Origin of the sequence: Sphingomonas sp. LR60 (assembly GCF_036855935.1) — a bacterium.
Classification (GTDB): domain Bacteria; phylum Pseudomonadota; class Alphaproteobacteria; order Sphingomonadales; family Sphingomonadaceae; genus Sphingomonas.
Window position 1 is genome coordinate 18,189 of record NZ_JASPFK010000001.1, and the last position, 12,200, is coordinate 30,388.

At 67.7% G+C, this 12,200-nt stretch carries 12 protein-coding genes; 7 read left to right on the forward strand and 5 right to left on the reverse strand.

The window, feature by feature from the left end; all coding sequences use genetic code 11:
* Positions 1-32: 32 nt before the first annotated feature.
* From QP166_RS00075 to QP166_RS00085, 3 genes are all read right to left on the reverse strand, one after another.
* Positions 33-1,406 carry a family 43 glycosylhydrolase gene (locus QP166_RS00075; protein WP_333914052.1) on the reverse strand — a complete coding sequence of 458 codons (1,374 nt, stop codon included), beginning with the start codon at positions 1,404-1,406 and terminating at the stop codon, positions 33-35.
* Positions 1,394-2,854 carry a glycoside hydrolase gene (locus QP166_RS00080; protein ID WP_333914053.1) on the reverse strand — a complete coding sequence of 487 codons (1,461 nt, stop codon included), beginning with the start codon at positions 2,852-2,854 and terminating at the stop codon, positions 1,394-1,396. The genes QP166_RS00075 and QP166_RS00080 overlap by 13 nt, the downstream gene beginning before the upstream one ends.
* A gap of 199 nt (positions 2,855-3,053) precedes the next feature.
* Positions 3,054-5,210 carry a transglycosylase domain-containing protein gene (locus tag QP166_RS00085; protein ID WP_333914054.1) on the reverse strand — a complete coding sequence of 719 codons (2,157 nt, stop codon included), beginning with the start codon at positions 5,208-5,210 and terminating at the stop codon, positions 3,054-3,056.
* A 69-nt stretch (positions 5,211-5,279) separates the two neighbouring features.
* Between QP166_RS00085 and QP166_RS00090 the strand changes: the two genes are divergently transcribed.
* Positions 5,280-5,879 (forward strand): NADPH-dependent FMN reductase, encoded by a 600-nt coding sequence (locus QP166_RS00090; RefSeq protein ID WP_333914055.1) that lies wholly within the window; start codon positions 5,280-5,282, stop codon positions 5,877-5,879.
* Positions 5,876-6,733, forward strand: coding sequence for an HpcH/HpaI aldolase/citrate lyase family protein (locus QP166_RS00095; protein ID WP_333914056.1), 858 nt, complete (start codon positions 5,876-5,878; stop codon positions 6,731-6,733). The genes QP166_RS00090 and QP166_RS00095 overlap by 4 nt, the downstream gene beginning before the upstream one ends.
* 139 nt (positions 6,734-6,872) lie before the next feature.
* On the opposite strand, the gene QP166_RS00100 is transcribed toward QP166_RS00095, so the two are convergent.
* Positions 6,873-7,334 (reverse strand): hypothetical protein, encoded by a 462-nt coding sequence (locus QP166_RS00100; RefSeq protein ID WP_333914057.1) that lies wholly within the window; start codon positions 7,332-7,334, stop codon positions 6,873-6,875.
* Positions 7,335-7,431: 97 nt separating this feature from the next.
* Here QP166_RS00100 and rpiB point away from each other — a divergent pair, with 97 nt between their 5' ends.
* From rpiB to QP166_RS00125, 5 genes are all read left to right on the forward strand, one after another.
* Positions 7,432-7,866 (forward strand): ribose 5-phosphate isomerase B, encoded by a 435-nt coding sequence (rpiB, locus tag QP166_RS00105; RefSeq protein ID WP_333914058.1) that lies wholly within the window; start codon positions 7,432-7,434, stop codon positions 7,864-7,866.
* Positions 7,863-9,170 carry a serine hydroxymethyltransferase gene (glyA, locus tag QP166_RS00110; protein WP_333914059.1) on the forward strand — a complete coding sequence of 436 codons (1,308 nt, stop codon included), beginning with the start codon at positions 7,863-7,865 and terminating at the stop codon, positions 9,168-9,170. Before rpiB ends, glyA begins: the two co-directional genes overlap by 4 nt.
* 12 nt (positions 9,171-9,182) lie before the next feature.
* Positions 9,183-9,374: a hypothetical protein gene (locus QP166_RS00115; RefSeq protein ID WP_333914060.1), complete on the forward strand. Its 192-nt coding sequence runs from the start codon at positions 9,183-9,185 to the stop codon at positions 9,372-9,374.
* A gap of 4 nt (positions 9,375-9,378) precedes the next feature.
* Positions 9,379-9,843: a transcriptional regulator NrdR gene (gene nrdR, locus QP166_RS00120; RefSeq protein WP_443027233.1), complete on the forward strand. Its 465-nt coding sequence runs from the start codon at positions 9,379-9,381 to the stop codon at positions 9,841-9,843.
* A gap of 73 nt (positions 9,844-9,916) precedes the next feature.
* A complete protein-coding gene (locus QP166_RS00125; RefSeq protein ID WP_333914061.1) occupies positions 9,917-11,176 on the forward strand; it encodes a TrmH family RNA methyltransferase in 1,260 nt (419 codons plus the stop codon).
* Positions 11,177-11,178: 2 nt separating this feature from the next.
* On the opposite strand, the gene QP166_RS00130 is transcribed toward QP166_RS00125, so the two are convergent.
* Positions 11,179-12,018, reverse strand: a complete 840-nt coding sequence (locus tag QP166_RS00130; protein WP_333914062.1) for a hypothetical protein — start codon at positions 12,016-12,018, stop codon at positions 11,179-11,181.
* Positions 12,019-12,200: the final 182 nt, after the last annotated feature.

Here is a 12,200-nt window from a genome sequence, read left to right on the forward strand (position 1 = left end):
CGAGCGTCGCCACGCTCGCACTGGCGGAGACGTTAGCGGCGTTGCGCCTTTTCGCCGTCGATCGACCATTCCCAGAGCGCAGCGCCCGGCGTCGCGACGGTCAGCCGCAGGTAGCGTGCAACGGTGGGGTGACGGAGCATGAGCGGTGACCCCTGCTGCTCGGCGGGGGCGAGCAGCGGAGTCCAGCTCTTGCCGTCGCGCGATGCCTCGACGCCGTAGCTGTAGCTGCGGGTAGCGAACTCGGGGCGCACGCGGCTGCCCTGCACGCGCCGGACGCTGCCAAGATCGGCGACGATCGCGCCGGGCCCGCGCCACAGCGTCGCGTAATTGTCGTCACCGGCCTTTGCCGCCGCTCGATCACCGGCCGGCGTCCAGGACAGGCCGCGGTCGCGCGCGGCGGCGAAATCTGCCACCTGGCTGCCGTGCGTCGGACGGACCCGCGTCAGCGTACCGTCGGCGGCGATCGTCAGCGGATCGACCGCGACCTGCCGCAGCACCGAGTCACCCGGTTGAGGCCACGGCAGCGCCTGCCGGTGGTAGAGGATGTAGCTCCGTCCCTGCGAGCGGAACACCGCGTGGTGGCCGGGGCTGATGATGTCGCGCGCGGCGTCGGTCTGGAGAAGCGGACTGTTCGGCGCCTCGTGGAACGGCCCGAACGGCGTCGCACCGATCGCATAGCGGACCTTGTACGTGTCCTTGGTGGTGTTGCCGTCGCTATAGGTCAGCAAATAGCGGCCGTTCGCCTTCACCATGAACGGGCCCTCGAAGTAATTCTCGGGGGTCACGTCGCGCGGGGCATCGTCGAAGGTGACCATGTCGGGCTTCAGCTTGACGACGAAGCAATGGCCGTTGGTCCAGTTCAGCCCCGATCCCCAATAGAGATAGCCCTGACCATCGTCGTCGACGAACGCTTCCGCGTCGATCATGTGATAGGCGGGCGCAAAGTCGCGGGCGATCAGCGGCTTGCCGCCATTGGCGTCCCGCCACGGCCCGGCCGGGGAGGCGGCGCTGCCGACCCATACTTCGCTGCCGACCGACACGTACATATACCAGCGGCCATTCGCGGCGCGGACCACCGATGGCGCCCAGACCTTCGAGTTTCCCGAGGTCGGGCTGGTCGCCGCGGCCTTGGTCGGCCAGTTCGGGGTTGAGAAGCGCCAATCCCGGCCGTTCTCCGACGTCCACAATCCGAGACGATCGTCGCCCCACGGGTCGATCGTCGCGAAGATATACCAGCGGTTGCCGTCGCGCACGATCGAGGGATCGGCGAAATAGCCGGGCAGCAGCGGATTGCCCGCACCCGGTGTATCCCAGCGCGCGGGTTCGTCGGCGGCGAGCATCAGCGGCGCGGCGAGCAGTAGCAGCGCAGGCGCCCAGCGGCGGAGGTAGAGGTTCAGGCGGGACATGGCAGATCCTTCGCGCCGTCGCGGCGCAAAATGAGCGTGACGATCGCGCGCGCGGGGGCGAGCGTCCCGGCCACACAAGCGGCGCGGTGTGTCGCATCGGTGACCACCATCTGCGTCGTCCAGCCGGCGGGGACCGTCAGTTGGCGCGGCGTGATACCCGGATTGACGTGGACCAACGTCAGCCGCCGCCTGTCCGGCGACAGCGCGCCAATCGTGTCGAGGTCGTCGACGGGCACCAGCCGGTCACCCGGGCGGATGTAGCGGCTGAACTGCGCCATCGCCCAATATTTCTGCGTGACGTGGATCGCATGGGGCCCGGTCGCCGGGCCGCGCAGATCGGCCTTCACCAGCCCCCAGTTGCTTCCTTTCGCGCCGTCGACGGTGCTGAGCGTCTCGACCGCTTGCCAGAAGACCCAGGCGGCGGGTTCCAGCCGCTTGATGTCGAGCACGATATGCTCGCCCATTGCCAGCGGCGAGTCCATGCCCGTGAAATTCTCAGGGTCCTTGTCGAGTGGCGCGTCATTCTCGCTCATCCACAGCCGGATGCTGGCGGCACGCGCTGCATCGCGAACGCCAGTCTGGTGCATGGCACCATAGCTGTGAACGTTGACCTGGCCGATCCGGGCGCGCGTCGCGGCAGGGTAGGCTGCCCAATCGGCGAGGAAGAGCACCGAATTCGTCTCGTCAGGCGCGGCCACGACCGTCTTCAGACCGGCAGCCTTGAGCGCGGCGTCGGTCGCGTCGATCATCGCGGCCTGTCGCGTCGGGCTCCAATGTGCACCCTCCTGCTTGTTGGCGGCGAACCAGAAGTTCGTGTTGGGCTCGTTGACGGGCGAGAGCGTGCGGAAGGTGATGTGATGGCGCTTCTGCAACTCGAAGACGCTGCTCGCGAGATAGGTGGCGAACGGCTGCTCGAAGCCGGGACGCAGATTGTCGTCGGCCGCGTTTTCGGCTCCCGAGACGCGACCGGAGACGGTCATGAACCACGGAGGCGAATTGGAGAAAGCCTCGAAGATCGGCGTCTTCACGCGGTCGCGGATCGCGTCGAGCCACCAGCGCTGGCGCTGATCCTGCGACCAATCCCACATTGCCGGATCGTCGGCACGCCACCAGTCGCGTCCCTGCGCACCCGCCAGCTGCCGCCAGAAGCCCGGCACCGCACCACCAGGACGCAGATACGGCTTGGTGTCGGCGGGATTGCCGCCGCCGATATTGTAGCGCGCGATCGTCCAGCCAAGGCCGTCCTTGCCGTAGAAGAGGTCGGCCAGCCGTTCACGCTCCGCATCGGGCCAGCCGCCGGTGACATCGGCGAACCAGGCGAGCGCGGTGCCCCAGCCCTCGAAGGTGGTCGACGGTCGATCGACCGCCGGGTGCAACATCACGGTGACGGGGCGCTCCTGTGCGAAAACAGGAGCAGCGAGCGCGGCAAGCGGCATGGCGGCGGCCATCAACAATCGACGTGGAACAGCTCTTCTCCCGCTTTTTGTAGGACAATAAGCGCGAGGGTCGCTCGGTCAAGGCCGCCCCTTACCCGATCCGACTGGGTCAACCCGGACTCGAGCCGGGATCCCGCTTCTTCTCGCCTCGGGTGCCAAGAAGAAGCGGGTCCGGGCTCAAGTTAGGGGCGGCGACGAAGGAGAGGTGAGCTTAATATCGATAATCATCGTCTTCGTCGGGTCCGCCGTCGTCCCCGCGAGGCGGTCCGCGATCCTCGGGATACCGCTCGACCGGGACGCGCTGGCGCGGCTCGGGCGGCTGCGGCATTTCGATGCCCAGCTCGCGCAGCCGGTCGACCGCGTCCTCGATCGATGGTTGCGCGCCGTCGATCACGCGGCCGAAACGGTCGACCGCTTCCTCCATATTGTCGAGCGGCGCGCCCATCTCGTCGGCTTCGGGTGCGACGACGACCGGGATGTGCAGCGCCGACATCATGAATTGCCGCCAGATCTGTGCGGGAATACCGCCGCCATGCAGGCCCGGATTGGGCGAACTGTCATCCTTGCCGACCCACACCCCGACGACGAGATTGCCCGCGAAGCCGATGAACCAGCCGTCGCGCCCGCCTTGGCTGGTGCCGGTCTTGCCGAAGGCGTCGACGGGCAGGTTGGCGTCGCGCCCGGTGCCGCGGATCGACGAGCCGAGCAGCGAGCGCATCTCGTCACGGACCTTGCCCGGCATCTCGCTGTCGCGGCCGGCGATCTTCTCATACCAGCTTGCGTTGCGATTGCCCTCGACCCCGCGCGGCGTGACCGGATAGCGGCCGTTGGCGATCGCGGCATAGGCGCCGGTCAGCTCGAGCAACGACACTTCGGCGGTGCCGAGCCCGATCGTCGCCTCGTTGGGGATTGGCGTGGTGATGCCCAGGTCGCGTGCGGTCTTGATGACGTTGCGTACGCCGACCTCCTGCGTCAGCCGTGCGGCGACGACGTTCGAGGAGCGCGCAAAGGCGCGGCGCAGCGTGATCGGTCCGAGATAGCGGCCGTCGTCGTTGCGTGGTTTCCAGCCGGCGATCTCGACTGGCGAGTCATCGCGGACGTCGTCGGGGGTCAGCCCGGCGCGCAATGCGGCGAGATAGACGAACAGCTTGAAGGTCGAGCCCGGCTGGCGCTTGGCCTGTGCCGCGCGGTTGAAGGCACTGGTCTTGTAATCGCGGCCGCCGACCATCGCGACGACTTCGCCGTCGGGGCGCATCGCCACCACCGCCGCCTGCAGCCCGCGCAGGCTCGCCTGCCGCACGACGCGCTCGGCGGTCGATTGCAGCCCGCGATCGAGCGTCGTCTTGACGGTCGCCTCGGTGCCGGAATCGCCTGCGACCGCGCGCGCGGTAGGGAGGACCCAATCGGCGAAATAGGTGCCGGTCGGGAGCGTGTCGGCGCGTGCGGCGAGGACGCGCTGCGGCTGAACCGTCGCGGCTTCGGCTTTGGTGAGGAAGCCGGCGTCGACCATCGCGCCGACCACCACCGCCTGGCGTGCCCGCGCGCCCTTGAGGTTGCCGGTGGGGGCGAGGCGTGACGGCGCCTTGACCAGGCCGGCGAGCATCGCCGCCTGTCCGACGTTCAGCTTCTGCGGGGTGCGCCCGAAATAATGTTTCGACGCGGCGGTGATGCCGTAGACGTTGTCGCCGAAATAGACGTTCGACAAATAGCGCGAGAGAATCTCGTCCTTGCTGAGCCACGCCTCCAGCCAGAAGGCGATCATCGCCTCGCGCAGCTTGCGCGCGGCGGTACGGTCCGAGTCGAGGAAGGCGTTCTTCGCCAGCTGTTGCGTGATCGTCGAGCCGCCTTGCCGGACCCCGCCCGAGCCGAGGTTCGCCCAGGCGGCGCGCGCGATGCCGCGCGGGTCGATCCCCCAATGCGAGTAGAAGCGCCGGTCCTCGATCGCGAGGAATGCCTCACGGACATGCGGGGGTAACGTCTTGGCGTCGACCGGCGTGCCGATGATCGCGCCGCGGCGCGCGATCGGCGTGCCGTCGGCGGCGGTCAGCGTGATCGACGGCGGCGTCGGTGGCTTGAGCGAGCGCGACAGCGGCGCGGTGACGGCCAGCCAGATGACCGCAAGCACGAACAGCACGATCGACGCCGCAAGCCCGCGGACGATCCACTTGCCCCACGCGATCCGCCGGCGGCGCGGCGGCGGCAGGTCGCCGCCGTCGTCGAAGTGCGGCGCTCGATGAGCAGCGTCGGCGTCGCGGGCGTCCTCATGCCACGCACCGAACGACGGCAGCGGCTCCGGCGGAGCGCCGGGCGTATCGCCGCGTGCGTGGTTGTAGCGGACGCGGCCGGTGTCGTAGGGGTCGGGGCGCATGGCTGTTGGTGTCTTACGCTGATATAACAGTTGTCGCAAGCCTCGCCCGCGTGAACCAAGGATAGCCAAATGCAGGATGATGCGAAAGGCGCACCCGCGCCGCTGGTGGTGGGGATCGGCGGGACGATCGGCGGCGTGTCGTCGACCGAGCGCGCGTTGAAGATCGCGCTGGGCGAGGCCGCGGCGCAGGGTTTCCGCACGCAGATGTTCGGCGGTACCGACATGGCGCGGTTGCCGCTGTACGATCCGCGTGCGACGTCGCGCACACCGGAGGAGCAGGCGTTCGTCGAGGCGGTGCGGCAGGCGTCGGCGGTGATCATCTCCAGCCCCGGCTATCACGGCAGCATCTCGGGCGTGGTCAAGAACGCGCTCGATCTGCTGGAGGAAACCGCGCGCGACTCGCGACCATATCTCGCCGACATGCCGGTCGGGCTGATCGCGACGGCTTATGGCTGGCAGGCGACGGGGTCGACGATCGCGGCGCTGCGCTCGATCGTCCACGCGCTGCGCGGCTGGCCGACGCCGTTCGCCGCCGCGATCAACACGCAGGTGACGCGCTTCGACGACGAGGGCGGCGCGAGCGACCCGGCGGTGGTCGAGCAATTGCGGATGATCGGGCGTCAGGTCGCGCGGTTCGCGCCGCTGTCCGCGGGCGGTGCGGCGGCATGAACGACGCGGTGCGGCCGCGGCGCAGCGCGCTGTTCCTGCCCGCATCGAATGCGCGCGCCCTCGAGAAGGCGCGGACGCTACCGTGCGATGTGGTGATCCTCGATTTGGAGGACGCGGTCGCTCCCGCGCAGAAGGAAGCGGCGCGGGCGGCGGCGGTCGCGGCGGTGCGGGGTGGCGGGTTCGGCGCGCGCGAGCTGGTGGTGCGCACCAATGCGCCCGACACGACGTGGGGCGCGGACGATCTGGCGGCGCTCGCCCGGTCGGGCGTGGCGGCGGTGTTGCTGCCCAAGGTCGGTTCGCCCGAGACCTTGCGGGTGGCGCGCGGGATGGTCGGTGACGGCCCGGCGCTCTGGGCGATGATCGAATCGTGCGACGGCGTGCTGGCGCTGCGCGAGATCGTCGCGGCGGCGCCCGTAGTTGGGCTGGCGGCGCTGGTGGTCGGCCCCAACGATCTCGCGCGCGAGCTGCGCTGCCGCCCCGGTGTGGACCGCGCGCCCTTGTGGCCGATCCTCGGCCAAGTGGTGCTGGCGGCGCGGTCGGCGGGGCTGGTGGCGCTCGATGGCGTCATCAACACGCTCGACGATATCGACGCGATCGCGGCGGAATGCCGGCAGGGACGAGACTGGGGGTTCGACGGCAAGACGCTGATCCACCCCGCGCAGATCGCGCCCGCCAATGCGGCATTTGGACCGTCGGTGGCGGAGGTGGAAGCGGCGCGGGTGCTGGCTGAGGCTTTCACCGGCCGTGAGGTTGAAGGTGCGATCCGGATCGATGGCCGGATGGTCGAGCGGCTGCATCTGGAGGAGGCGCGCCGCACGCTGGCGCTGGCAGCGGCGATTGCGGAGCGGGGGTGAACGCGCTCGGCCCGCTACGTCATTGCGGCCTAGGCGGAAATCCAGACGCGCAAGTCCAGCGACGGAGGCGAAACGTCAGAGGTTCTGGATTCCCGCCTGCGCGGGAATGACGTTGGTGGAGCGCGCGCGGGGAGGACGATCAAGCCCGGCAATATCCCTCGCCGGGCTTTACGATCAGGCAGTCCTTCTTCCCCGCCAGCCATTTGAGCTCGGTCTGCTCGCCGTTGCCGAGCACCGCAGTCTCCGCGACGCCGTTGCGCAGGAAGCGCAGTCCTTCCGCCGTCACCGACCCCTCGAACGTCCCGCGATGGTCGAGGTCCCACTGTATGTCGAGCGTCACGCCGCCCTCCTCGCGCCGTGTGACGTTGAGGTACATCCCCTCGACCCCGATCCAGCGGCCTAAATAACGCTCCTCCAGTGCGGCGGTGGCGGCGGGTTCGACCGCATTGTCGCGCATCTGCCCGCCGCCAAGTTCGTCACGCGGGGCCGCAACCGGACCAACGCGCTCAGATGGGGTCGCGCTTGGCGCGGGATCGGGCGCCGGCTGCGCGCAGGCGGCGAGCGTGAGCGGGAAGGCGAGGAGGATCAGGCGCTTCGTCATTGTGCGTCAACCTGCGGCGGGGGTGCCGCGTTCCGGGTAGCTTTGGCGCGCGCGGATCGCTAGAGCGCGGCCATCCTTTCAGTGAGGGAGTCGATCCTTGCGTATCGCCATCGCCTGCGACCATGCCGCCGTCCCGCTCAAGGACGAATTGCGCGACTGGATGACGGGCGAGGGGCATGAGGTGATCGATCTCGGCACGCACGGCGACGCCAGCGTCGATTATCCTGCTTACGGCCGCAAGCTCGCCGATACGTTGGCGGCAGGCGAGGCGGAGCGCGGGATCGCGCTTTGCGGATCGGGGATCGGGATCATGATCGCGGTCAATCGCAACCCGGCGGTACGCTGCGCCCTCGTCAACGAGCCGCTCTCCGCCGAACTGGCGCGCAGCCACAATGACGCCAACGCGATCGCGATGGGCGCACGGCTGATCGGCAGCGAGATGGCGCGTGCCTGTGTACGTGCCTTTCTTTCCACGGATTTCCTCGGCGGGCGCCATGCCGCGCGCGTCGACATGCTCAAGGAGCCCGCATGAGCACCAACCCGACCTCGCTTTCCGACATCCAGCCGGATGGTTTCTTCACCCGCGGCCTGGCCGAGGCCGATGCGGCGGTGTTCGCCGGCATCGAGCACGAGCTGACCCGCGAGCAGACGCAGATCGAGCTGATCGCATCGGAAAATATCGTCAGTCGCGCCGTGCTGGAGGCGCAAGGCTCCGTCTTCACGAACAAATATGCCGAGGGTTATCCCGGCAAGCGCTATTATCAGGGCTGCCATCCGTCGGACGAGGTCGAGCAACTCGCGATCGACCGCGCCAAGCAGTTGTTCAACTGCGGCTTCGTCAACGTCCAGCCGCATTCGGGCGCGCAGGCGAACGGGGCGGTGATGCTGGCGTTGGTGAAGCCCGGCGACACGATCATGGGGCTCAGCCTTGATGCGGGCGGGCACCTGACGCACGGCGCGCGTGCCGCGATGAGTGGTAAATGGTTCAACGCGGTGCAATATGGTGTCGCGCCGGACACACATCTGATCGATTATGATGCGGTCGAAAAGCAGGCAGCCGAAACCCAGCCCAAGATCATCATCGCCGGCGGCTCAGCGTACCCGCGCCACATCGATTTCGCGCGCTTCCGTGCAATCGCGGACAAGGTCGGGGCGTATTTCATGGTCGACATGGCGCACTTCGCCGGGCTGGTCGCGGGCGGCGTCCATCCGACGCCGTTCGGCCATGCGCATGTCGTCACCACCACTACGCACAAGACGCTGCGCGGCCCGCGTGGCGGGATGGTGATGACCGATGACGAGGCGATCGCGAAGAAGATCAACTCGGCGGTGTTCCCGGGCCTGCAGGGCGGACCGCTGATGCACGTCGTCGCTGCCAAGGCGGTGGCGTTCGGCGAGGCGCTGCGGCCGGACTTCAAGAGCTATGCCGCCGCGGTCGTGGAGAATGCCAAGGTGCTGGCCGCGACGCTGAAGGAGCGTGGCGCGGACCTCGTGTCGGGCGGCACCGACACGCATCTCGCGCTGGTCGATCTCACCCCGCTTGGCATCACCGGCCGCGATGCGGACGAGGCGCTGGAGCGCGCCGGCATCACCTGCAACAAGAACGGCATCCCCAACGATCCGCTTCCGCCGGTCAAGACCAGCGGCATCCGCGTCGGCTCGCCCGCGGGCACGACGCGCGGGTTCGGCACCGCCGAGTTCCGCGAGATCGGCAACATGGTCGCCGACGTGCTCGATGGCCTGCGCGAGAAGGGCGAGGGCGGCGACGCCACGGTCGAGGCGAACGTGCGGGAACGTGTTCGCGCGCTGTGCGCTCGGTTCCCGATCTATCAATAAGGAGAATGATCGGTGGCTGATTTCGACAGCAAGGTGAACGAAGTGCGTGGCACGGTGAAGGACACGCCGGGGCTGGGCAAGAGCATGGCGAAGTGGAGCGCGCTGGGCGCGGTCGTCGCGATCCCGCTGCCGGTGGTCGGGCCGATCTTCGGCGCGATCGCGGGCGCGGCCTACGCCTATCACAAGGGCACCAAGAACAAGTGACGCGCTGAATGCGCTGCCCTTTTGTGGTCATGACGCCAGTCAGGTGAAGGATAGCCGCCCCACGGACGATGGGGCGGCGATCCGACGGCGGCGCCAGTGCGAGGGCTGCGCGGCGCGTTTCACCACCTTCGAGCGTATCCAGTTGCGCGAATTGACGGTGGTGAAAAGCGAACTCCGCCGCGAACCGTTCGACCGCGAGAAGTTGCTTCGCTCCATTTCGATCGCGGCGCGCAAGCGGCCGGTCGAGCCAGTGCGGCTGGAGAAGCTGGTCAGCGGAATCCAGCGGCAGCTGGAGACCAGCGGTGAGGCCGAGGTGTCGGCCAAGCGGATCGGCGAGATGGTGATGGACGGGCTCAAGGGGCTCGACTCGGTCGCCTATATCCGGTTCGCGAGCGTTTATCGCGACTTCAGCGAAGCGCGTGACTTCGAAGAATTCGCGGGGAGCGTGGAGGAAGCCGGGCGGGGGTGATTTTGCTTTGCTCCGTTCGTTTCGAGCAGCATCGAGCTTGCCGAGATGCGCCCGTCGAGAACATAGCGCTTCGATGAGCTTCTACGTTTACATCCTGCGCTGCGCCGATGGCAGTTATTACACTGGCCACACCGACGATCTCGAACGCAGGATCGCCCAGCATCAATCGGGAGCGATCCCAGGCTACACGCATGACCGTCGACCGGTGGATCTGATGTGGGTGCAGGACTTTCCAACGCGGATCGAGGCGCTAGAGCGTGAGCGGCAGGTGAAGGACTGGTCGCGCGCCAAGAAGGAGGCGCTGTTCGCAGGAGATTGGCAGGCGATAACTGCGGCGGCGCGTTCTCGACTGCGCGTCTCGGCTGCGCTCGACGCTGGCTCGAACCGAACGGAGGAAGGTGAGGGCGCGCCGACGTCTGACGCTGTTTCAATCTCTCCTCAGGACGAACGGATTGAGGGTGAGGGCGAGGGGGTTCTAGCTACGGCGTCTGACGCTGTTTCAGTCTCTTCTCAGGACGGAATGATCGAGGGCGAGAGTGATAGCACTCTAGCCACGGCGGCTGACGGCGATTCGACATCTCCTCACGACGAGCGTAGCGCGGATAGGCCCTCTGCCCTGCCCCCGGTCATCGTCCTCGTCCGCCCGCAATTGGGCGAGAATATCGGCAAGGCGGCGCGGGCGATGCTCAATTTCGGGCTAGTCGAGCTGCGGCTGGTCGCGCCTCGCGATGGCTGGCCCAATCCGCAGGCCGCCCCGGCGGCGTCGGGGGCGGATATCGTGCTGGAGCGCGCGGCGGTGTTCGAAACGGTCGCCGATGCGGTTGCCGATTGCACCTATGTCTATGCGACGACCGTGCGCAAGCGCGGCGTGACCAAGCCGGTTGTCACTCCGTCAGCGGCGGCGCAGGCGATCCACGCGGCGCCAGGGCGCTCGGCGATCCTGTTCGGGCCCGAGCGCGCCGGTCTGGAAACCGACGATGTCGCGGTGGCGCGGACGATCATCACCGTCCCGATCAACCCCGAGTTCGGCAGCCTCAACCTGGCGCAGGCGGTGATCCTCGTCGCGTATGAATGGTCGAAGGGGCAGGCGCTGGCGAGCCCACCGAGCGTCGATGCCGAGCCACCGGCGCCGCAGGTCGAACTGAACGGAATGATCGCGCAGCTCGACCTGCTGCTCGACGAGGGCGGCTATTATTTCCCGCCCGATCGCACGCCCACGACGCGGCGGATGCTGCGCACCTTGCTGACCAAGCCCGGCTGGTCGAGTCAAGAAGTGCGAACGGTGCGCGGCATCCTGTCGTCGCTGGTCCCGAAACGGCCACGCGGCGGCTGATGTCAGTCGATGCGCGGCGTGGGCGGGCGTCCGTCCGAATAGGACCTTACCGGATCGCGTAGCGAGAGGCCTGCGGCGACCGCGCGCTGGACGATGAGGCGAATCGATCCGTGCTTGGCGCTGTTGCTGTTGCTCGGCTGATCGCGCTGGCGGAGATAGTCGGGCGACACGAGCAAGCCGCCGGTGGTGCGTCGATAGGGGCCGCCCTCGACGCTGAGCGGTGCGACGCGGCGGCGTACCGTGGTGTCTGGGGTCGACAGCACTCGCGCAATTTGTGCGACGCGAACGCCATGACGTGGCAGCAGGATCGCAGGACCGCTGAAGCCGCCGAGCGCGCGATCGGCCTGGAGCGCCTGATAATTGCTGTGCAGCACGACCGAGAAGATCGCGAGGTCCAGCGATTCCGAGCAGAGCGTGCGATTGGCCTCGGCAAGCGCCAGATACAGGTCGATCGCGGCGCAGATCCCGTCGGTCAGCGGGAGCCGCGTCGACGTGGTCGCCGGCACCGCCCCGACGGAGAACAAGCCATGCGGCACGCCATCGGCGATCAGGCGGACGAAGCAGTCATGCGCATAGCGTAATTGCTGCCAATTGTCGTGGCGCGCCCAGAACGCTTCCGAGAGCGTGACGCCGCTGCGCGTGCGTTCGCACACCCGATCTTCCAGCAAGGCGCAAATGTGCCGTTGCACGGTTTCGAACGGGCGCCCCAGCGACATCGCGGCGGAATGAACCGAGATGGTGCCGCTATGCTCGGGCTGCGAAAGGCTGGTGCGTAGCAACAGGCAGAATACCATGAAACGGTCGATGTTGCCGCTGAAGTAACGGAGCCCTCGAATGCTCATGCTGCGGTGAAATTCGGCCAACAATGCAGCAAGTATCGATATATGGCTGAATTGTTGCGTCGACGGGCGAATGTTAGCTGGATTAACAACGTGTTGCAGCGCGGCCGCATAATTCGGCACGGTACCCATCCCCTCTCAGGCGCATTGTTGATGCGCCTATGCATGCCCGACGACGATAGCGA

What these genes read in the sequence shown, in the direction of transcription:
- QP166_RS00080 (WP_333914053.1), bottom strand. Translation starts at nt 2,854, where the DNA reads ATGGCCGCCGCCATGCCGCTTGCCGCGCTCGCTGCTCCTGTTTTCGCA.
- QP166_RS00075 (WP_333914052.1), bottom strand. Translation starts at nt 1,406, where the DNA reads ATGTCCCGCCTGAACCTCTACCTCCGCCGCTGGGCGCCTGCGCTGCTA.
- QP166_RS00100 (WP_333914057.1), bottom strand. Translation starts at nt 7,334, where the DNA reads ATGACGAAGCGCCTGATCCTCCTCGCCTTCCCGCTCACGCTCGCCGCC.
- QP166_RS00090 (WP_333914055.1), top strand. Translation starts at nt 5,280, where the DNA reads ATGCAGGATGATGCGAAAGGCGCACCCGCGCCGCTGGTGGTGGGGATC.
- glyA (WP_333914059.1), top strand. Translation starts at nt 7,863, where the DNA reads ATGAGCACCAACCCGACCTCGCTTTCCGACATCCAGCCGGATGGTTTC.
- QP166_RS00130 (WP_333914062.1), bottom strand. Translation starts at nt 12,018, where the DNA reads ATGAGCATTCGAGGGCTCCGTTACTTCAGCGGCAACATCGACCGTTTC.
- QP166_RS00085 (WP_333914054.1), bottom strand. Translation starts at nt 5,210, where the DNA reads ATGCGCCCCGACCCCTACGACACCGGCCGCGTCCGCTACAACCACGCA.
- QP166_RS00095 (WP_333914056.1), top strand. Translation starts at nt 5,876, where the DNA reads ATGAACGACGCGGTGCGGCCGCGGCGCAGCGCGCTGTTCCTGCCCGCA.
- QP166_RS00125 (WP_333914061.1), top strand. Translation starts at nt 9,917, where the DNA reads ATGAGCTTCTACGTTTACATCCTGCGCTGCGCCGATGGCAGTTATTAC.